The organism is Enterobacter sp. FB, from assembly GCF_000805795.1.
Lineage (GTDB): Bacteria > Pseudomonadota > Gammaproteobacteria > Enterobacterales > Enterobacteriaceae > Enterobacter > Enterobacter roggenkampii.
Window position 1 is genome coordinate 127,299 of the sequence record NZ_JSZC01000011.1, and the last position, 19,794, is coordinate 147,092.

Annotated in this window: 18 protein-coding genes; 15 read left to right on the top strand and 3 right to left on the bottom strand. The window is 53.9% G+C overall.

Annotated features, from left to right (window positions below; translation table 11 throughout):
* Nucleotides 1-110: 110 nt before the first annotated feature.
* The 3 genes from dapD to map all read right to left on the bottom strand — a co-directional run bounded on the left by dapD (nucleotide 111) and on the right by map (nucleotide 4,500).
* A complete protein-coding gene (gene dapD / locus PI91_RS06545; protein WP_008501915.1) occupies nucleotides 111-935 on the bottom strand; it encodes a 2,3,4,5-tetrahydropyridine-2,6-dicarboxylate N-succinyltransferase in 825 nt (274 codons plus the stop codon).
* Nucleotides 936-967: 32 nt separating this feature from the next.
* Complete coding sequence (gene glnD, locus PI91_RS06550) at nucleotides 968-3,643, bottom strand: bifunctional uridylyltransferase/uridylyl-removing protein GlnD (RefSeq protein ID WP_023345458.1); 2,676 nt, start codon at nucleotides 3,641-3,643, stop codon at nucleotides 968-970.
* 62 nt (nucleotides 3,644-3,705) lie between these two features.
* On the bottom strand, nucleotides 3,706-4,500 hold the full coding sequence (gene map, locus PI91_RS06555) for a type I methionyl aminopeptidase (RefSeq protein ID WP_008501913.1): 795 nt from the start codon (nucleotides 4,498-4,500) through the stop codon (nucleotides 3,706-3,708).
* 321 nt (nucleotides 4,501-4,821) lie between these two features.
* Here map and rpsB point away from each other — a divergent pair, with 321 nt between their 5' ends.
* From rpsB to rnhB, 15 genes are all read left to right on the top strand, one after another.
* Nucleotides 4,822-5,547 carry a 30S ribosomal protein S2 gene (rpsB, locus tag PI91_RS06560; protein WP_003856207.1) on the top strand — a complete coding sequence of 242 codons (726 nt, stop codon included), beginning with the start codon at nucleotides 4,822-4,824 and terminating at the stop codon, nucleotides 5,545-5,547.
* A 117-nt stretch (nucleotides 5,548-5,664) separates the two neighbouring features.
* Entirely contained in the window at nucleotides 5,665-6,516 is an 852-nt protein-coding gene (gene tsf, locus PI91_RS06565; RefSeq protein WP_014830708.1) for a translation elongation factor Ts, read from the top strand.
* A 150-nt stretch (nucleotides 6,517-6,666) separates the two neighbouring features.
* A complete protein-coding gene (pyrH, locus tag PI91_RS06570) occupies nucleotides 6,667-7,392 on the top strand; it encodes a UMP kinase (RefSeq protein WP_008501910.1) in 726 nt (241 codons plus the stop codon).
* 167 nt (nucleotides 7,393-7,559) lie between these two features.
* Nucleotides 7,560-8,117 (top strand): ribosome recycling factor, encoded by a 558-nt coding sequence (frr, locus tag PI91_RS06575; protein WP_008501909.1) that lies wholly within the window; start codon nucleotides 7,560-7,562, stop codon nucleotides 8,115-8,117.
* A gap of 93 nt (nucleotides 8,118-8,210) precedes the next feature.
* A complete protein-coding gene (gene ispC / locus PI91_RS06580; RefSeq protein WP_008501908.1) occupies nucleotides 8,211-9,410 on the top strand; it encodes a 1-deoxy-D-xylulose-5-phosphate reductoisomerase in 1,200 nt (399 codons plus the stop codon).
* 186 nt (nucleotides 9,411-9,596) lie between these two features.
* Entirely contained in the window at nucleotides 9,597-10,355 is a 759-nt protein-coding gene (gene ispU, locus PI91_RS06585; protein WP_021240487.1) for a (2E,6E)-farnesyl-diphosphate-specific ditrans,polycis-undecaprenyl-diphosphate synthase, read from the top strand.
* A 12-nt stretch (nucleotides 10,356-10,367) separates the two neighbouring features.
* Nucleotides 10,368-11,225, top strand: coding sequence for a phosphatidate cytidylyltransferase (gene cdsA / locus PI91_RS06590; protein ID WP_008501906.1), 858 nt, complete (start codon nucleotides 10,368-10,370; stop codon nucleotides 11,223-11,225).
* 11 nt (nucleotides 11,226-11,236) lie between these two features.
* Complete coding sequence (gene rseP / locus PI91_RS06595; protein ID WP_008501905.1) at nucleotides 11,237-12,589, top strand: sigma E protease regulator RseP; 1,353 nt, start codon at nucleotides 11,237-11,239, stop codon at nucleotides 12,587-12,589.
* A 31-nt stretch (nucleotides 12,590-12,620) separates the two neighbouring features.
* Nucleotides 12,621-15,038 (top strand): outer membrane protein assembly factor BamA, encoded by a 2,418-nt coding sequence (gene bamA / locus PI91_RS06600; RefSeq protein ID WP_039265708.1) that lies wholly within the window; start codon nucleotides 12,621-12,623, stop codon nucleotides 15,036-15,038.
* Nucleotides 15,039-15,160: 122 nt separating this feature from the next.
* Nucleotides 15,161-15,655 (top strand): molecular chaperone Skp, encoded by a 495-nt coding sequence (skp, locus tag PI91_RS06605; protein ID WP_008501902.1) that lies wholly within the window; start codon nucleotides 15,161-15,163, stop codon nucleotides 15,653-15,655.
* A 3-nt stretch (nucleotides 15,656-15,658) separates the two neighbouring features.
* Nucleotides 15,659-16,684, top strand: coding sequence for a UDP-3-O-(3-hydroxymyristoyl)glucosamine N-acyltransferase (gene lpxD, locus PI91_RS06610; protein WP_008501901.1), 1,026 nt, complete (start codon nucleotides 15,659-15,661; stop codon nucleotides 16,682-16,684).
* Nucleotides 16,685-16,786: 102 nt separating this feature from the next.
* Nucleotides 16,787-17,242 (top strand): 3-hydroxyacyl-ACP dehydratase FabZ, encoded by a 456-nt coding sequence (gene fabZ / locus PI91_RS06615; protein ID WP_010426706.1) that lies wholly within the window; start codon nucleotides 16,787-16,789, stop codon nucleotides 17,240-17,242.
* 3 nt (nucleotides 17,243-17,245) lie between these two features.
* A complete protein-coding gene (gene lpxA, locus PI91_RS06620; RefSeq protein ID WP_008501899.1) occupies nucleotides 17,246-18,034 on the top strand; it encodes an acyl-ACP--UDP-N-acetylglucosamine O-acyltransferase in 789 nt (262 codons plus the stop codon).
* On the top strand, nucleotides 18,034-19,182 hold the full coding sequence (gene lpxB, locus PI91_RS06625; protein WP_039265709.1) for a lipid-A-disaccharide synthase: 1,149 nt from the start codon (nucleotides 18,034-18,036) through the stop codon (nucleotides 19,180-19,182). Before lpxA ends, lpxB begins: the two co-directional genes overlap by 1 nt.
* Nucleotides 19,179-19,775, top strand: coding sequence for a ribonuclease HII (gene rnhB, locus PI91_RS06630; RefSeq protein ID WP_008501897.1), 597 nt, complete (start codon nucleotides 19,179-19,181; stop codon nucleotides 19,773-19,775). Before lpxB ends, rnhB begins: the two co-directional genes overlap by 4 nt.
* Nucleotides 19,776-19,794 lie beyond the last annotated feature (19 nt).

Here is a 19,794-nt window from a genome sequence, read left to right on the forward strand (position 1 = left end):
GCGGTACCCTTGATCTCAACATAACCTTTGAATAATTAACGAAAAAATCTATTTTCGCCACCCTCAGATATAAAAAAAGCGGGGTTGCCCCCGCTTTTTGTTATACCCGATTAATCGATGGTGCGCAGCAATTCGTTGATGCCCACTTTACCGCGCGTTTTCGCATCCACTTTCTTCACGATAACCGCACAGTACAGGCTGTATTTGCCATCTTTGGACGGCAGGTTGCCGGAAACCACCACGGAGCCCGCCGGAACGCGACCGTAATGCACTTCACCGGTTTCACGGTCGTAAATACGGGTGCTCTGGCCGATGTAAACGCCCATGGAGATCACGGAACCTTCTTCCACGATCACGCCTTCCACCACTTCTGAACGCGCGCCGATGAAGCAGTTATCTTCGATGATGGTTGGGTTAGCCTGCAGTGGCTCCAGAACACCGCCGATGCCCACGCCGCCGGACAGGTGAACGTTTTTCCCGATCTGTGCGCAGGAACCAACCGTTGCCCACGTATCCACCATGGTGCCTTCATCAACGTAGGCACCGATGTTCACGTAGGATGGCATCAGCACGGTGTTGCGTGCGATGAAGGCACCCTGACGCACCGCCGCAGGCGGCACCACGCGGAAACCTTCTTTCTGGAAACGCGCTTCGTCGTAGTCAGCGAACTTCATTGGCACTTTATCGAAGTAGCGGCTTTCTGCTCCGTCGATAACCTGGTTATCGTTGATGCGGAAAGAGAGCAGCACGGCTTTCTTCAGCCATTGATGAGTGACCCACTGACCGTCGATTTTTTCTGCCACGCGCAGTGCGCCGGAATCCAGCAGGGAAATCACCTGGTTTACCGCTTCACGGGTCACGGTATCCACATTTGCCGGGGTAATCTCGGCGCGACGCTCAAAAGCGGACTCAATAACGTTCTGTAACTGCTGCATTGTTTACTCTTTCCATTTCACTAAAAAACATATCACCCTTTATCGTTTGGATTGAGGGCTGCTGTCAACCGTTGTTGCACTTCAAGCTGCAGGTCATTATTAAGGGCACGCCGGTCGGCGGTGGCGATTATAAATAAATCTTCTACTCGCTCGCCAATCGTTGTAATTCGGGCCCCATGAAGCGAAATTCCCAGATCGGCAAAAACCTGGCCGACGCGGGCGAGCAGCCCTGGCTGGTCGAGCGCGATCAGCTCCAGGAACGATTTACGATCGGTGTGGGTCGGCAGGAAATTGACCTCGGTATCCACGGTAAAGTGGCGCAATTTTGCCGGCTGGCGACGCGGCTGCGGGGGCTGCCAGCTGCGCTGGGTAATCGCCTGCTCCAGACCAAAACGTATCCCTTCATGCCTGTCCGACGACAGCGGGCTGCCGTCCGGCTCCAGCACGATAAAGGTGTCCATGGCCATGCCGTCGCGGGTGGTGAAAATCTGCGCGTCATGCACGCTCAGGTTACGCCTGTCCAGCTCGGCACAGACGGCAGCAAACAGATAAGGCCGGTCCGGGCTCCAGATGAAAATCTCCGTTCCGCCGCGCGTGGCCTGCGGGCTTAGCAGGATCATCGGCTGGGACAGATCGTGCTTGAGCAGATGCCGCGCGTGCCACGCCAGCTGGTTTGGGCTGTGGCGGACAAAATAGTTGGCGCGGCAGCGAGCCCAAATCTGATGTAGCGCCTCTTCATCAATGTTATCCATCCGCAGCAGCGCCAGCGCCTGAAGCTGGTGGTGACGCACGCGCTCGCGCATGTCCGGCGTGTTCTGCATCCCGCGACGCAGCTGTTTTTCGGTAGCGAAGTACAGCTCGCGCAGCAGGCTCTGCTTCCAGCTGTTCCACAGGGTTTCGTTGGTGGCGCAAATATCCGCCACCGTCAGGCAGACCAGATAGCGCAGGCGGTTTTCCGTCTGAACTTCTTCCGCGAACTGCTTAATGACTTCCGGGTCCTGAATGTCCCGACGCTGCGCGGTGACCGACATCAGCAGGTGATGGCGCACCAGCCAGGCCACCAGCTGCGTTTCACGTGAGTTCAGGCCGTGTAGTTCGGCAAATTTCAGCACGTCCTGCGCGCCGAGCACCGAGTGATCGCCGCCGCGGCCCTTGGCGATGTCGTGGAACAGGGCGGCAATCAGGATCAGTTCCGGATGGGTCAGGCGCGGCCACAGCTCCACGCACAGCGGGTGGCGGGAGCGCGTCTCTTCTTTCGCAAAGCTCTCCAGCTTGAGCATCACGCGGATGGTGTGTTCATCCACCGTGTAGGCGTGGAACAGGTCGAACTGCATCTGCCCGACGATGTGCGACCACTGCGGCATATAGGCCCACAGCACGCTGTGGCGGTGCATCGGCAGCAGCCCGCGGCTGACGGCACCCGGGTGGCGGAGCATGCTCAGGAACAGCGAGCGCGCTTCCGGGATGTAACACAAAGGCTGCGTCAGATGTCGGCGCGCGTGGCGCAGATGGCGCAGGGTGGTGGAGTAGATCCCGGTGATGGTGCTGTTGCGCACCATGGTGTAGAACATCCGCAGGATCGCTTCCGGCTCGCGGATAAACAGCGTTTCGTCGCGCAGATCGATAAGCGTACCGCGCAGCTGGAATTCGTCATCAATCGGGCGCGGCTTTTCGTCCGCCGTCAGGGCCAGAATGGCCTCGTCGAACAGCTGCAACAGCATCTGGTTCAGCTCGGTCACCCGGCGGGTGACGCGGAAGAAATCCTTCATCATCTGCTCAACCGGCTCGTTACCTTCGCCCTGGTAATTCAGGCGCTGCGCCACGCTGAGCTGGCGGTCAAACAGCAGACGGTTATCGTAGCGGGTGACCTCCAGATGCAGGGCAAAGCGGATGCGCCACAGCAGGTGCAGACACTCGTTGAGCTCGTTACGCTCCGCCTCGGTTAAAAAACCGAAGCCAACCATCTCGTCCAGCGAGGTGGCGCCGAAATGGCGACGGGCGACCCACTGTAACGTGTGGATGTCGCGCAGGCCGCCGGGGCTGCTTTTAATGTCAGGCTCAAGGTTATAGCTGGTGCCGTGGTAGCGCTGGTGGCGCTGGTTTTGCTCCTCGACTTTCGCGGCGAAGAACTTTTCTGACGGCCAGAAGCCGTCGCTGAAGATGTGTTTTTGCAGCTCCAGGAACAGCGCGACGTCGCCAATCAGCAGACGTGTTTCAATCAGGTTGGTGGCAACGGTCAGGTCCGATAGCCCTTCCAGCAGACACTCTTCCAGGGTGCGAACGCTGTGGCCGACTTCCAGCTTCACGTCCCAGAGCAGGGTCAGAAGCTCGCCGATTTTTTGCGCCTGTTCGTCCGGCAGCTTTTTGCGGCTTAGGATCAGGAGATCGATATCGGAAAGCGGATGCAGCTCACCGCGGCCATAGCCCCCGACGGCAACCAGCGCGACGTCGCTAACCTGCCCGAAACCGTAGTCGATCCATAGACGCTGCAGGAGCTGGTCGATAAACTCGGTGCGCGCCTCAATGAGCTGCTCGGCAGATACGCCTGCATCGAACGCGCTACCCAGCCAGCGATGGAAAACATCCATATGGGCTTTAATATGCGCGCAGGTCAGCTCGTGCGGCGGCCAGACGCCCGGGTTATCGGGCTGGTCGGGGAGGGTGGGAAGGGCTGTATTAGCATACTGTTCGGGTAAAAGATTACTCATCGTGCGCCACCCATAAGAAAAAGCTATCGCCATTAAAAAAGCCGGCATTTGCCGGCTTCTTATCACTCAATGTTCGTCAGTATCGCCGGGATGGTGTCATCCTTGCGCAACGTCATAATTTCGCAGCCGTTGTCTGTTACCACAATAGTATGCTCGTACTGGGCAGACAAGCTTCTGTCTTTGGTTTTCACCGTCCAGCCGTCTTTCATAGTGCGGATGCGGTAGTCACCGGCGTTGACCATTGGCTCGATGGTGAAGGTCATGCCCTTTTGCAGCACGACGCCGCCGTCGTCTGCATCGTAGTGCAGAACCTGCGGCTCTTCATGGAAGACGCGGCCAATACCGTGACCGCAGTATTCGCGCACCACGGAGAACCCTTCCGCTTCCACAAATTTCTGAATTGCGGCGCCGATAGTACGCAGGCGAATACCCGGCTTCACCATTTTCAGCGCCAGGTAGAGGCTGTCCTGGGTGACTTTGCACAGGCGCTCGCCCAGGATGGTCGGCTTGCCAACGATGAACATTTTTGAGGTGTCACCGTGGTACTCGTCTTTAATGACGGTCACGTCGATGTTGACGATATCGCCGTCTTTCAGCAGTTTTTCATCGTCAGGAATGCCGTGGCACACCACTTCATTAATAGAGATGCAGACGGATTTTGGGAAACCGTGGTAGCCGAGGCAGGCGGAAACCGCGTGCTGCTCGTTCACGATATAGTCGTTACAGATGCGGTCCAGTTCACCCGTGCTGACGCCCGGCTTCACGAACGGCTCGATCATTTCCAGCACTTCCGCGGCCAGACGACCGGCGACGCGCATCTTTTCAATTTCTTCAGGTGTCTTAATAGAGATAGCCATGTAATCTGTCCATCGGTGTCGATTTTTTCGACAATACTAGTCTAAGTGTCGTCAATGGTATCAGTCAGGCACGCTCCGTGCCAAATTGAGAATCATTAACAGCACACTCCGCCAACAACTGTTGGTTTCTGGTCGTGTTTTGTGGTATAAAGCGCGCCGGACTTCCGATCCATCTCAGATACACAGGCTGGACGGGAGCGACAAATCTCACTTTGTGTAACAACACACACGTATCGGCACATATTCCGGGGTGCCCTTCGGGGTCGGTAATATGGGATACGTGGAGGCATAACCCCAACTTTCAATATAGAGGTTTTAAACATGGCAACTGTTTCCATGCGCGACATGCTCAAGGCTGGTGTTCACTTTGGTCACCAGACCCGTTACTGGAACCCGAAAATGAAGCCTTTCATCTTCGGCGCACGTAACAAAGTTCACATCATCAACCTTGAGAAAACTGTACCAATGTTCAACGAAGCCCTGGCTGAGCTGAACAAGATCTCTTCCCGTAAAGGTAAGATTCTGTTCGTTGGTACTAAGCGCGCTGCAAGCGAAGCTGTGAAAGATGCTGCTAACAGCTGCGACCAGTTCTTTGTGAACCATCGCTGGTTAGGCGGCATGCTGACCAACTGGAAAACTGTTCGTCAGTCCATCAAGCGCCTGAAAGATCTGGAAACCCAGTCTCAGGACGGTACTTTCGACAAGCTGACTAAGAAAGAAGCGCTGATGCGCACTCGTGAACTGGACAAGCTGGAAAACAGCCTGGGCGGTATCAAAGATATGGGCGGCCTGCCAGACGCGCTGTTCGTAATCGATGCAGACCACGAGCACATCGCTATCAAAGAAGCTAACAACCTGGGTATCCCGGTATTCGCTATCGTTGATACCAACTCCGATCCGGACGGTGTTGACTTCGTTATCCCGGGTAACGACGACGCAATCCGTGCTGTTAGCCTGTACCTGAGCGCTGTAGCTGCTACCGTTCGTGAAGGCCGTTCCCAGGATCTGGCTTCTCAGGCGGAAGAAAGCTTCGTAGAAGCTGAATAATAAGGTTTTACCCCTTATTAGTACCGTGTATGAATAGGGGCCCATTACCGGCCCCTTTTTTCAATTTACACTGTTTGGCCCCCGGCCGGGCAGTTCACATCTCCCGAGGATTTAAGAATGGCTGAAATTACCGCATCCCTGGTAAAAGAGCTGCGCGAGCGTACTGGCGCAGGCATGATGGATTGCAAAAAAGCGCTGACTGAAGCGAACGGCGACATCGAGCTGGCAATCGAAAACATGCGTAAATCCGGTGCGATCAAAGCAGCTAAAAAAGCAGGCAACGTTGCTGCTGACGGCGTGATCATCACTAAGATCGACGGCACCTACGGCATCATTCTGGAAGTTAACTGCCAGACTGACTTCGTTGCTAAAGATGGTGGTTTCCAGGCATTTGCTAACAAAGTTCTGGACGCAGCGGTTGCTGGCAAAATCACTGACGTTGAAGTTCTGAAAGCACAGTTCGAAGAAGAGCGTGTTGCGCTGGTTGCTAAAATCGGTGAGAACATCAACATCCGTCGCGTTGCTTCTCTGGAAGGCGACGTTCTGGGTTCTTACCAGCACGGTGCTCGTATCGGTGTTCTGGTTGCGGCTAAAGGCGCTGACGAAGAGCTGGTTAAACAGCTGGCAATGCACATCGCTGCAAGCAAGCCAGAATTCGTTAAGCCAGAAGACGTGTCTGCTGAAGTGGTAGAGAAAGAGTACCAGGTTCAGCTGGACATCGCGATGCAGTCTGGTAAACCAAAAGAAATCGCAGAGAAAATGGTTGAAGGCCGCATGAAGAAATTCACCGGCGAAGTTTCTCTGACTGGCCAGCCATTCGTAATGGACCCAAGCAAGTCTGTTGCTCAGCTGCTGAAAGAGCACAACGCTGACGTAACTGGCTTCATCCGCTTCGAAGTGGGCGAAGGCATCGAGAAAGTTGAGACTGACTTCGCAGCAGAAGTTGCTGCAATGTCCAAGCAGTCTTAATGATTGAAAAGGAGCCGCCTGAGGGCGGCTTCTTTTTGTCACCCGTCACAGGAAATCAGACAGGCTCCAGTATCGCTGTACTGATTTGCGGCATATCATGTCGCCAGAATTAACCCCCATCTTAATCGTTGACAGTCTCAGGAAAGAAACATGGCTACCAATGCAAAACCCGTGTACAAACGCATTCTGCTTAAGCTGAGTGGCGAAGCGCTGCAGGGATCGGAAGGCTTCGGTATTGACGCAAGCATCCTTGATCGCATGGCACAGGAAATCAAAGAACTGGTCGAACTGGGCATCCAGGTTGGCGTGGTCATTGGCGGTGGCAACCTTTTCCGTGGTGCTGGTCTGGCGAAAGCGGGGATGAACCGCGTTGTGGGCGACCACATGGGTATGCTGGCAACCGTGATGAATGGCCTGGCGATGCGTGATGCGCTCCATCGCGCCTATGTGAACGCCCGCCTGATGTCCGCGATCCCCCTGAATGGCGTATGCGATAATTACAGCTGGGCAGAAGCTATCAGCCTGCTGCGCAACAACCGCGTGGTGATCCTCTCCGCCGGTACGGGTAACCCGTTCTTTACGACCGATTCCGCTGCCTGCCTGCGCGGTATCGAGATCGAAGCTGATGTGGTACTGAAAGCGACCAAAGTCGATGGCGTGTTTACTGCCGACCCGGCAAAAGATCCTTCTGCCACCATGTACGATCAGCTGAGCTACAGCGAAGTGCTGGATAAAGAGCTGAAAGTGATGGATCTTGCCGCCTTCACGCTGGCTCGCGACCACAAATTGCCAATTCGTGTCTTCAACATGAACAAACCTGGCGCACTGCGTCGCGTGGTCATGGGCGAAAAAGAAGGCACTTTGATCACGGAATAATTTCCGTTGACGATAAATACAGGTAAGATTCCGCTTTATTTTGTAGTGGTATCTTACCCGGGCGCGCCTTTGGCGTTGTCATGAATTAAACGCGACTATACTTAGCACACCTGTAGCGCTGTGCTGGCGGATAGTCTGCCTGAGACAAGTTTTCAAGGATTCGTAACGTGATTAACGACATCAGAAAAGATGCTGAAGTACGCATGGAAAAATGCGTAGAAGCGTTCAAAACCCAAATCAGCAAAATCCGTACTGGCCGTGCTTCCCCAAGCCTGCTGGATGGCATCATCGTCGAGTACTACGGTACGCCAACCCCTCTGCGTCAGCTGGCGAGCGTGACGGTAGAAGATACCCGTACGCTGAAAATCAACGTATTCGATCGTTCTATGGGCCCGGCGGTTGAGAAAGCGATCATGGCGTCTGACCTCGGTCTGAACCCAAGCTCTGCGGGGGCTGACATCCGCGTTCCACTGCCACCGCTGACCGAAGAGCGTCGTAAAGACCTGATCAAAGTGGTACGTGGCGAAGCTGAGCAGGGTCGTGTATCCGTGCGTAACGTCCGTCGCGACGCGAATGATAAAGTAAAAGCGCTGCTGAAAGAAAAAGAGATCAGTGAAGATGACGATCGTCGTTCTCAGGACGACATTCAGAAAATGACTGACGCTGCCATCAAGAAAATTGATGCGGCGCTGGCAGATAAAGAAGCGGAACTGATGCAGTTCTGATTTCTGTCGTACACTGATAAACGCCGTTCAGAGGGACTTTGGGTCTTGCTGGCGGCGTTTTGCTTTTAAATGGTCTAACTTTTCGGGCATCTCATGAAGCATTTAACACTCCTTGGCTCAACCGGCTCTATTGGTTGCAGCACTCTCGACGTTGTTCGCCATAATCCTGAACTTTACACCGTGACAGCGCTGGTGGCCGGTAAGAATGTGCAGCGAATGGTTGAGCAGTGCCTGGAGTTTACGCCCCGCTATGCGGTGATGGATGACGAAGAGAGCGCGCGCCTGCTGAAAGCACAGCTGCTTGAGAAGGGCAGTCGAACCGAGGTGCTGAGTGGCCAACAGGCGGCCTGCGAGATGGCGGCGCTGGATGAGGTGGATCAGGTAATGGCGGCCATTGTCGGGGCGGCAGGATTATTGCCGACGCTTGCCGCGATTGATGCCGGTAAGGATGTTCTGCTGGCCAATAAAGAGTCGCTGGTTACCTGCGGACGCCTGTTCATGGAGGCGGTGAAGCAGCGCGGCGCACGTCTTTTGCCCGTCGACAGCGAGCACAACGCGATTTTTCAGAGTTTACCGCAACCTTTTCAACAGAACCTGGGGTACGCTGACCTGGAGCAGAATGGCGTCGTGTCGATTCTGCTTACCGGGTCAGGTGGCCCGTTCCGTGAAACGCCACTGTCTGAACTGCGTGCAATGACGCCGGATCAGGCGTGCCGCCATCCGAACTGGTCGATGGGGCGTAAAATCTCCGTTGACTCTGCCACCATGATGAATAAAGGTCTGGAATACATTGAAGCGCGCTGGCTGTTTAATGCGTCAGCGAAACAGATGGAAGTACTGATTCACCCGCAATCGGTGATTCATTCGATGGTGCGTTATCAGGATGGCAGCGTGCTGGCGCAGCTGGGCGAACCGGATATGCGTACGCCGATTGCCCATTCCATGGCGTGGCCGAATCGAGTGAAGTCCGGCGTGAAGCCGCTTGATTTCTGCAAGCTAAGTTCCCTGACGTTCAGTGAACCAGACTACGACCGTTACCCTTGTCTGAAGCTTGCAATGACGGCCTTTGACCAGGGGCAGGCGGCGACAACGGCACTGAATGCAGCCAATGAAATTACCGTTGAAGCATTTCTGAATCAGCAAATTCGTTTTACCGATATTGCGGCGTTAAATTTATCGGTACTGGAGATGATGGATTTGCGCGAACCACAGAGCGTGGAAGAGGTGCTAACGGTGGATGCAGCTGCGCGTAATATTGCGCGCCAACAGGTGACACGTCTCGCAAGCTGGTGATAAAGCAACCACTAGTCGTCGTGCTATTTGTTAGCGTTGGGCTTCAGTGATATAGTCTGCGCCACCTGATCGCAGGTATTTGACTTTACGTGGTCAGGTGAGCCGTGGTTTGACACGGCTTTTTTATGTATCGGCTTCAGTATTCCTGAGTACCGTTAAATCCTTTTCAGGGACAAAAAACGCGTTATGTTGTCTGCGAATCAACCAATAAGCGAAAACTTGCCAGCTCATGGCTGCCGTCATGTAGCAATCATTATGGATGGCAATGGCCGCTGGGCGAAAAGACAAGGGAAGATACGAGCCTTTGGGCATAAAGCTGGGGCGAAATCCGTTCGCCGCGCCGTTTCTTTTGCCGCCAATAACGGCATTGATGCGTTAACGCTCTATGCTTTTAGCAGTGAAAACTGGAATCGACCGCTGCAGGAAGTGACTGCGTTGATGGAATTGTTTGTGTGGGCGCTAGACAGCGAAGTAAAAAGCCTGCACCGCCACAACGTCCGCCTGCGTATCATTGGCGATACCAGTCGTTTTAACTCACGTTTGCAGGAACGGATTCGTAAAGCAGAGGCGCTGACTGAAAATAATACCGGTCTGACGCTGAATATTGCGGCGAATTACGGCGGACGCTGGGATATTATCCAGGGCGTTCGGCATCTCGCCGAACAGGTTCAGGAAGGGCTGTTGAGACCCGACCAAATTGATGAAGAAGCGCTGAGCAAGCAAATCTGCATGAATGAACTGGCACCTGTGGATTTAGTAATTAGGACAGGGGGAGAACATCGCATAAGTAACTTTTTGATATGGCAAATTGCCTATGCCGAACTTTACTTTACAGATGTTCTTTGGCCCGATTTTGATGAACAAGACTTTGAAGGTGCGCTGCATGCCTTTGCCAATCGAGAGCGTCGTTTCGGCGGCACCGAGCCTGGTGGCGACAACGCCTGATGGGGGTAGCTTTTGCTGAAGTATCGCCTGATTTCCGCTTTTGTATTAATACCCATTGTCATTGCGGCGCTGTTTTTGCTGCCCCCGGTGGGATTCGCTATTGTTACGCTGGTGGTGTGCATGCTCGCCGCGTGGGAATGGGGACAGTTTAGCGGCTTTACCTCGCGTACGCAGCGAGTATGGCTTGCGGTACTTTGTGGCTTTATTCTGGCCGTAATGCTGTTCACGTTGCCTGAATATCATCATGATATTCATCAGCCTCTGGTGGCTGGTTCCTTGTGGATATCGTTGGCCTGGTGGGTTGCCGCGCTGTTGCTGGTGCTGTTTTATCCCGGCTCCGCGGCGTTGTGGCGTCATTCAAAAGTGCTGCGACTGATTTTTGGTTTGCTCACCATTATTCCTTTTTTCTGGGGTATGGTTGCGCTGCGCGCCTGGCACTACGACGAAAACCACTACAGCGGTGCGATCTGGCTGCTTTATGTGATGATTCTCGTCTGGGGGGCTGACTCCGGGGCCTATATGTTTGGTAAACTGTTTGGCAAACATAAGCTGGCACCGAAGGTTTCTCCGGGCAAAACCTGGCAAGGATTTATCGGCGGTTTGTTTACGGCCGCGATCATCTCCTGGGGCTACGGCGTCTGGGCGAATCTTGAAGTGGCACCATCAATACTGCTGGTGTGCTCGATTTTTGCTGCGCTTGCCTCCGTGCTCGGTGATTTAACCGAAAGTATGTTCAAGCGTGAAGCAGGGATTAAGGACAGTGGACACCTGATTCCAGGGCATGGCGGTATACTGGATCGCATTGATAGCCTGACAGCGGCTGTTCCAGTGTTTGCGTGTTTGCTTTTACTGGTATTCGGGACGATTTAACGGAAGGTTTTATGCTGAGCATTCTCTGGAATCTGGCGGCGTTCATAGTTGCACTGGGTGTACTGATTACCGTGCATGAATTTGGCCATTTCTGGGTTGCTCGCCGCTGTGGCGTGCGCGTAGAACGATTTTCCATCGGTTTTGGTAAATCACTCTGGACGCGCACCGACCGCCACGGTACGCAATTTGTCATCGCCCTTATCCCGCTGGGCGGCTACGTCAAAATGCTCGACGAACGCGTCGAGCCTGTCGCGCCTGAACTGCGACACAGCGCATTCAACAATAAAACCGTTGGACAACGCGCCGCCATCATCGCTGCCGGACCGGTAGCCAACTTCATCTTTGCGATTTTCGCTTACTGGCTGGTGTTTATCATCGGCGTCCCTGGCGTGCGTCCGGTAGTAGGTGACATTGCCCCCAACTCCATCGCGGCGAGTGCGCAAATTACATCCGGGATGGAACTTAAAGCGATTGATGGCATCGAAACCCCTGATTGGGATGCCGTGCGACTGCAGCTGGTTGCTAAAATTGGCGATCCGCAGACCACCATCAGCGTATCGCCATTTGGGTCAGACGCCCGTCAGGACAAAGTGCTCGATTTACGTCAATGGCGTTTCGAGCCAGACAAAGAGGATCCCGTCGCTGCGCTGGGCATTCGTCCACGCGGCGCGCAGATCGAGCCGGTATTAGCCGAAGTACAGGCAAACTCGGCGGCGAGCAAAGCGGGTTTGCAAGCAGGCGACAGGATCGTTAAAGTCGATGGTCAACCATTAACAGAGTGGATGACCTTTGTTACTCTTGTGCGCGATAATCCGGGTACGTCTCTCGCGCTGGAAGTTGAAAGGCAGGGCAGTCCGCTTTCGCTGACGCTGATCCCGGATACGAAGTCGGTCGGCAAGAAGGCAGAAGGGTTTGCAGGCGTTGTGCCAAAAGTGATCCCGCTGCCAGATGAGTACAAGACAATACGCCAGTATGGGCCGTTCAGCGCCATCCTTGAAGCCACGGATAAAACATGGCAACTGATGAAGCTGACGGTCAACATGTTGGGGAAATTGATAACCGGTGATGTGAAACTGAACAACCTCAGTGGGCCAATTTCGATTGCCCAGGGGGCTGGGATGTCAGCGGAATTCGGGGTGATTTACTATCTCATGTTCCTCGCGCTCATTAGCGTGAACCTTGGGATAATCAACCTGTTCCCGCTTCCCGTTTTAGACGGGGGTCATCTGCTGTTTTTAGCGATTGAAAAGCTAAAAGGCGGGCCGGTATCCGAGCGAGTTCAAGACTTTAGTTATCGCATTGGCTCGATTTTGCTGGTGCTGTTAATGGGGCTTGCACTTTTCAATGATTTCTCTCGGTTGTAAGAGAGTTAGTTAGGAAGAACGCATAATAACGATGGCGATGAAAAAGTTGCTCATAGCGTCGCTGCTGTTTAGCAGCGCCACCGTATACGGTGCTGACGGGTTCGTAGTGAAAGACATTCATTTCGAAGGCCTTCAGCGTGTCGCCGTTGGTGCGGCCCTCCTCAGTATGCCTGTGCGCCCCGGCGATACGGTTAATGATGATGATATCAGTAATACCATCCGTGCTCTGTTTGCCACCGGCAACTTCGAGGATGTCCGCGTCCTGCGTGATGGTGATACCCTGCTGGTACAGGTAAAAGAACGTCCAACGATCGCCAGTATCACTTTCTCCGGTAACAAGTCGGTGAAAGATGACATGCTCAAGCAAAACCTTGAAGCATCCGGTGTTCGTGTGGGGGAGTCTCTGGACCGCACAACCCTTTCAGACATTGAAAAAGGTCTGGAAGACTTCTACTACAGCGTCGGTAAATACAGCGCCAGCGTGAAAGCGGTTGTGACTCCGCTGCCGCGTAACCGTGTTGACCTGAAGCTGGTCTTCCAGGAAGGTGTCTCTGCGAAGATCCAGCAGATCAACATTGTGGGTAACCACGCGTTCAGCACCGACGAACTGATCTCCACCTTCCAGCTGCGCGATGAAGTGCCGTGGTGGAACGTGGTGGGCGATCGCAAATACCAGAAACAGAAACTGGCGGGCGACCTTGAAACCCTGCGCAGCTACTATCTGGATCGTGGTTACGCGCGTTTCAACATCGACTCGACGCAGGTGAGCCTGACGCCGGACAAGAAAGGCATCTACATTACGATCAACATCACGGAAGGCGATCAGTACAAGCTTTCGGGTGTTGAGGTGAGTGGTAATCTGGCGGGGCATTCTGCTGAAATCGAATCGCTGACCAAAATTCAGCCAGGCGATCTCTATAGCGGATCCAAAGTCACCAAAATGGAAGACAGCATTAAGAAGCTGCTCGGCCGCTATGGTTATGCCTATCCGCGCGTACAGACTCAGCCGGAAATCAATGACGCGGATAAAACCGTTAAGCTGAACGTGAATGTTGACGCGGGTAACCGTTTCTACGTGCGTAAGATCCGCTTCGTCGGTAACGACACCTCCAAAGACTCCGTTCTGCGTCGCGAAATGCGTCAGATGGAAGGCGCATGGTTAGGTAGCGATCTCGTTGATCAGGGTAAAGAGCGTCTGAACCGTCTGGGCTATTTTGAAACGGTTGATACTGATACCCAGCGCGTACCGGGCAGCCCGGATCAGGTTGATGTCGTTTATAAAGTGAAAGAGCGTAACACCGGTAGCTTTAACTTTGGTGTGGGCTACGGTACTGAAAGCGGCGTCAGCTTCCAGGTTGGCGTGCAGCAGGATAACTGGCTGGGTACGGGTTACTCTGTCGGCATTAACGGTACCAAAAACGACTATCAGACCTACTCTGAGTTCTCTGTAACGAACCCATACTTCACCGTTGACGGTGTGAGCCTGGGCGGTCGTATCTTCTATAACGACTTTAAAGCCGACGATGCGGATCTGTCCTCCTACACCAACAAGAGTTACGGTGTGGACGGAACGCTTGGCTTCCCGATTAACGAATACAACACCCTGCGAGCGGGCTTAGGTTACGTGCATAACGACCTGTCCAATATGCAACCGCAGGTGGCCATGTGGCGTTATCTGGACTCTATCGGTCAGTCGGCCAGCAAAAACAGCGATAACAACGGTTTCGCTGCGGATGACTTCACCTTCAACTACGGCTGGACCTATAACCGTCTCGACCGTGGTTACTTCCCAACGGAAGGTTCTCGCGTCAACCTGAACGGTAAAGTTACCGTCCCGGGTTCCGATAACGAGTTCTATAAGGTGACGCTCGATACTGCGTCCTACTTCCCGATCGATGACGATCACAAGTGGGTGGTTCTGGGTCGTACCCGTTGGGGTTATGGTGATGGTTTAGGCGGCAAAGAGATGCCGTTCTATGAAAACTTCTATGCCGGTGGTTCCAGTACCGTTCGTGGCTTCCAGTCCAACAACATTGGTCCGAAAGCGGTTTACTACGGCGGGAACGACAAAGATAACTGCGATAAGTCTTCCTCATCAGAAGTCTGTAGTTCTGATGACGCAGTCGGCGGTAACGCTATGGCCGTTGCCAGTCTGGAGTTCATCACGCCAACGCCGTTTATTAGTGATAAATATGCGAACTCCGTCCGTACATCCTTCTTCTGGGATGCGGGTACGGTGTGGGATACCAACTGGGAGAACACTGCCCAGATGCGTGCAGCTGGCGTTCCTGACTACAGCGATCCGAGCAATATTCGCATGTCTGCCGGTATCGCATTACAATGGATGTCACCGCTGGGGCCGTTGGTCTTCTCTTACGCCCAGCCGTTTAAGAAATATGATGGAGACAAAGCGGAGCAATTCCAGTTTAACATTGGTAAAACCTGGTAATAATCCGCTGCAAAGGAATGCGTTGGCAGTGTAGCGCTGACAACTGGCGATCGGTAATACGGTCGCCTTGCCACGCAAAGAACGGTACCTTCTGGTGCCAATGGGATGGTAAGGAGTTAATTGTGAAAAAGTGGTTATTAGCTGCAGGTCTCGGTTTAGCGATGGCAACTTCTGCTCAGGCAGCAGACAAAATTGCAATCGTCAACATGGGTAATTTGTTCCAGCAGGTTGCACAGAAAACAGGTGTTTCTGCGACTCTGGAAAACGAATTCAAAGGCCGTGCAAGCGAACTGCAGGGTATGGAAAACGATCTTCAGTCCAAAATGCAGCGTCTGCAGCGTGATGGTTCTACCATGAAGGCAAGCGACCGCAGCAAGCTGGAAAAAGACGTAATGGCTCAGCGCCAGGCGTTCTCCCAGAAAGCGCAGGCTTTCGAGCAGGATCGTCAGCGTCGTTCTAACGAAGAACGCGGCAAGCTGGTGACTCGCATTCAGACCGCTGTTAAAGCAGTGGCTGCCGATCAGAGCATCGATCTGGTTGTTGATGCGAACGCCGTCGCTTTCAACAGCAAAGATGTTAAAGACATCACTGCTGACGTTCTGAAACAGGTTAAATAAGTAATGCCTTCAATTCGACTGGCTGATTTAGCTCAGCAGTTGGATGCAGAATTACACGGTGATGGCGATATCGTCATCACCGCTGTTGCGTCCATGCAATCTGCTAAAGCTGGCACGATTACCTTCATGGTAAGCCCTAAGTACCGTGAGCAACTGGCTCAATGCCAGGCGTCAGCTGTTGTTCTGACGCAGGACGATCTTCCATTTGCCACTGTAAGCGCGCTGGTAGTGAAAAACCCCTACCTGACGTATGCACGCATGGCTCAAATTCTTGATACCACGCCGCAACCGGCCCAGAACATTGCTGCCAGCGCAGCGATTGATGAGACGGCCAGGCTGGGTAACAACGTCGCCGTTGGTGCGAATGCGGTTATCGAATCCGGCGTCGAGCTGGGCGATAACGTCGTCATTGGCCCGGGCTGCTTCGTTGGGAAAAATACGAAAATCGGCGCCGGGACCCGTTTATGGGCGAATGTGTCCGTATACCATGACGTTGAAATTGGCGAAAACTGCCTCGTCCAGTCCAGCACCGTGATTGGTTCTGATGGCTTTGGTTACGCTAACGATCGCGGTAACTGGGTTAAGATCCCGCAGCTTGGTCGCGTTATTATTGGCGATCGCGTGGAGATCGGCGCCTGTACCACCATTGACCGTGGCGCGCTTGACGACACGATCATTGGCAATGGTGTTATCATCGATAACCAGTGCCAGATTGCGCATAACGTTGTGATTGGCGACAATACCGCGGTTGCGGGTGGCGTCATCATGGCGGGCAGCCTGAAAATTGGCCGTTATTGCATGATTGGCGGTGCGAGCGTGATTAATGGCCATATGGAAATCTGCGACAAGGTGACCGTGACGGGAATGGGCATGGTAATGCGTCCTATCACTGAACCTGGCGTCTATTCCTCCGGCATTCCGCTCCAGCCCAACAAGGTATGGCGTAAAACAGCAGCTCTGGTGATGAACATTGATGATATGAGCAAGCGCCTCAAGTCCCTTGAGCGCAAGATCGATCAACAAGACTAAGCGTCATCCGTTTAACGCTATTTTTCCCGGCCTGTCGGCTTTCTAATAAACCGGCAGGCCGTGTTATTATTGTTATCAGTACATTTTGACAGGAAGAGTATTTTGACTACTGACACTCATACTCTGCATATTGAAGAGATTTTAGAACTTCTGCCGCACCGCTACCCGTTTCTGCTGGTAGACCGTGTGCTGGATTTTGAAGAAGGTCGTTTTCTGCGCGCAGTGAAAAATGTTTCCGTGAATGAGCCGTTCTTCCAGGGGCACTTCCCTGGTAAACCTATCTTCCCGGGTGTGTTGATTCTGGAAGCGATGGCTCAGGCTACCGGTATTCTGGCGTTTAAAAGCGTCGGTAAACTGGAACCCGGTGAGCTGTATTACTTCGCGGGTATTGACGAAGCGCGCTTTAAGCGCCCTGTCGTGCCTGGTGATCAGATGATCATGGAAGTCACTTTTGAAAAAACGCGTCGTGGCCTGACTCGCTTCAAAGGCGTAGCGCTGGTTGACGGTAAAGTTGTTTGCGAAGCGACGATGATGTGTGCTCGTAGCCGGGAGTCCTGATACGTGATTGATAAATCCGCCTTTATTCATCCTACCGCCATTGTGGAAACGGGTGCCATCGTTGGTGCTAACGCCCACATTGGCCCGTTTTGTATTGTTGGACCCCATGTCGAAATTGGTGAGGGTACAGTACTGAAATCTCACGTTGTGGTGAATGGTCACACGACCATTGGCTGCAATAACGAGATCTATCAGTTCGCCTCCATCGGCGAAGTTAACCAGGATCTGAAATATGCTGGTGAGTCGACCCGTGTGGAAATCGGCGATCGTAACCGTATTCGCGAAAGCGTCACCATTCATCGTGGAACAGTACAGGGTGGTGGGTTGACGAAGGTGGGCAGCGATAACCTGTTTATGGTGAATGCGCATATCGCGCACGACTGTACCGTGGGTGACCGCTGTATCCTTGCCAACAATGCCACGCTGGCAGGACACGTATCAGTTGATGACTTCGCAATTATTGGCGGCATGACCGCAGTCCATCAGTTCTGCATCATTGGTGCGCACGTGATGGTCGGCGGATGCTCCGGTGTGGCGCAGGACGTCCCACCGTATGTGATTGCGCAGGGCAACCATGCCACGCCGTTTGGCGTGAACATCGAAGGCCTCAAGCGTCGTGGTTTTAGTCGCGAAGCGATTACTGCCATCCGCAACGCGTACAAACTGCTGTACCGTAGCGGTAAAACGCTGGAAGAGGCGAAGCCGGAAATTGCCGAACTGGCGAAAAAGCACCCGGAAGTGGACGCGTTCATGGAGTTCTTTGACCGTTCAACAAGGGGTCTGATTCGTTAATGGTCGACAGTCGTCCGCTTACGATAGCCCTGGTCGCCGGAGAAACCTCCGGCGATATTCTTGGTGCCGGTCTCATCCGTGCGCTTAAGGCTCGCGTACCCAATGCTCGCTTCGTCGGTGTTGCTGGCCCGCTGATGCAGGCCGAAGGCTGTGAAGCCTGGTATGAAATGGAAGAGCTGGCCGTGATGGGGATCGTTGAGGTGCTGGGACGGTTACGCCGTTTGCTGCACATCCGTGCCGATCTCACCCGCCGCTTTACCGAACTCAAACCCGATGTGTTTGTCGGTATCGATGCACCTGATTTCAACATTACCCTCGAAGGGAATCTGAAAAAGCAGGGCATTAAGACGATTCACTACGTCAGTCCGTCCGTCTGGGCGTGGCGACAGAAACGCGTTTTCAAAATCGGACGGTCCACCCACCTGGTGCTGGCTTTCCTGCCTTTCGAAAAAGCGTTTTACGACAGATTTAATGTTCCGTGTCGTTTTATCGGTCATACCATGGCGGATGCGATGCCGCTGGATCCGGATAAAAACGCGGTGCGCGACGCGCTGGGCATCCCGCATGATGTGCACTGTCTGGCCTTACTGCCAGGCAGCCGTGGCGCAGAAGTTGAGATGCTGAGCGCCGATTTTCTTAAGACTGCGCAAATTCTTCGCCAGACCTGGCCCGATCTTGAAGTGGTCGTGCCGCTGGTGAATGCCAAACGCCGCGAGCAGTTTGAGCGCATCAAAGCTGACGTCGCCCCGGATCTTCACGTCCGTCTTCTGGACGGGCAGGGGCGGGAAGCGATGTATGCGAGCGATGCGGCACTACTGGCCTCCGGCACGGCGGCGCTGGAGTGTATGCTGGCGAAATGCCCGATGGTGGTCGGTTACCGCATGAAGCCGTTTACCTTCTGGCTGGCAAAACGTCTGGTGAAAACAGATTACGTCTCCCTGCCAAACCTGCTTGCCGGGCGCGAGCTGGTGAAAGAGCTGCTGCAGGATGAATGCCAGCCGCAGGCGCTGGCGGAGGCCCTGCTGCCGCTGCTCGCCAACGGTAAAACCAGCCACCAGATGCACGATACCTTCCGCGAACTGCATCAACTGATCCGCTGTAATGCTGATGAGCAAGCGGCCGATGCGGTGCTGGAGTTAGCAAAATGATGGAATTTGTTTATCCTCACACCCACCTTGTGGCGGGGGTGGACGAAGTGGGTCGTGGTCCGTTAGTGGGAGCCGTGGTGACCGCTGCGGTGATCCTCGATCCGGCTCGGCCGATCGTCGGGCTGAACGACTCAAAAAAATTGTCTGAAAAGCGCCGGCTGGCGCTGTTTAGTGAGATTCAGGAGAAAGCGCTGGCCTGGAGCCTCGGGCGCGCTGAACCGCATGAGATAGACGAGCTGAATATTTTGCATGCCACGATGCTGGCGATGCAGCGTGCGGTGGCGGGGCTGAAAATTTCCCCTGAATATGTCCTGATTGACGGCAACCGCTGTCCGGCATTGCCCATGCCTTCAATGGCAGTGGTCAAAGGCGATAGCCGGGTCGCAGAAATTAGCGCAGCTTCTATTATTGCCAAAGTGACACGCGACGCCGAAATGGCCGCGCTGGATCTCACTTACCCTCAGTATGGTTTCGCCCAGCATAAGGGATATCCCACACCTTTCCACCTGGAGAGGCTGGCTGAACATGGCGCAACCGAACACCATCGGCGCAGTTTTGGCCCGGTAAAACGCGCCCTGGGACGGGTGTCCTGAATCATTACGCAAGCAATTA

Excerpts from the sequence above, each read along its gene's own strand:
- lpxD (WP_008501901.1), top strand. The coding sequence starts at position 15,659 with ATGCCTTCAATTCGACTGGCTGATTTAGCTCAGCAGTTGGATGCAGAA.
- rnhB (WP_008501897.1), top strand. The coding sequence starts at position 19,179 with ATGATGGAATTTGTTTATCCTCACACCCACCTTGTGGCGGGGGTGGAC.
- ispU (WP_021240487.1), top strand. The coding sequence starts at position 9,597 with ATGTTGTCTGCGAATCAACCAATAAGCGAAAACTTGCCAGCTCATGGC.
- ispC (WP_008501908.1), top strand. The coding sequence starts at position 8,211 with ATGAAGCATTTAACACTCCTTGGCTCAACCGGCTCTATTGGTTGCAGC.
- lpxB (WP_039265709.1), top strand. The coding sequence starts at position 18,034 with ATGGTCGACAGTCGTCCGCTTACGATAGCCCTGGTCGCCGGAGAAACC.
- dapD (WP_008501915.1), bottom strand. The coding sequence starts at position 935 with ATGCAGCAGTTACAGAACGTTATTGAGTCCGCTTTTGAGCGTCGCGCC.
- pyrH (WP_008501910.1), top strand. The coding sequence starts at position 6,667 with ATGGCTACCAATGCAAAACCCGTGTACAAACGCATTCTGCTTAAGCTG.
- tsf (WP_014830708.1), top strand. The coding sequence starts at position 5,665 with ATGGCTGAAATTACCGCATCCCTGGTAAAAGAGCTGCGCGAGCGTACT.
- bamA (WP_039265708.1), top strand. The coding sequence starts at position 12,621 with ATGGCGATGAAAAAGTTGCTCATAGCGTCGCTGCTGTTTAGCAGCGCC.
- glnD (WP_023345458.1), bottom strand. The coding sequence starts at position 3,643 with ATGAGTAATCTTTTACCCGAACAGTATGCTAATACAGCCCTTCCCACC.
- rseP (WP_008501905.1), top strand. The coding sequence starts at position 11,237 with ATGCTGAGCATTCTCTGGAATCTGGCGGCGTTCATAGTTGCACTGGGT.
- rpsB (WP_003856207.1), top strand. The coding sequence starts at position 4,822 with ATGGCAACTGTTTCCATGCGCGACATGCTCAAGGCTGGTGTTCACTTT.
- map (WP_008501913.1), bottom strand. The coding sequence starts at position 4,500 with ATGGCTATCTCTATTAAGACACCTGAAGAAATTGAAAAGATGCGCGTC.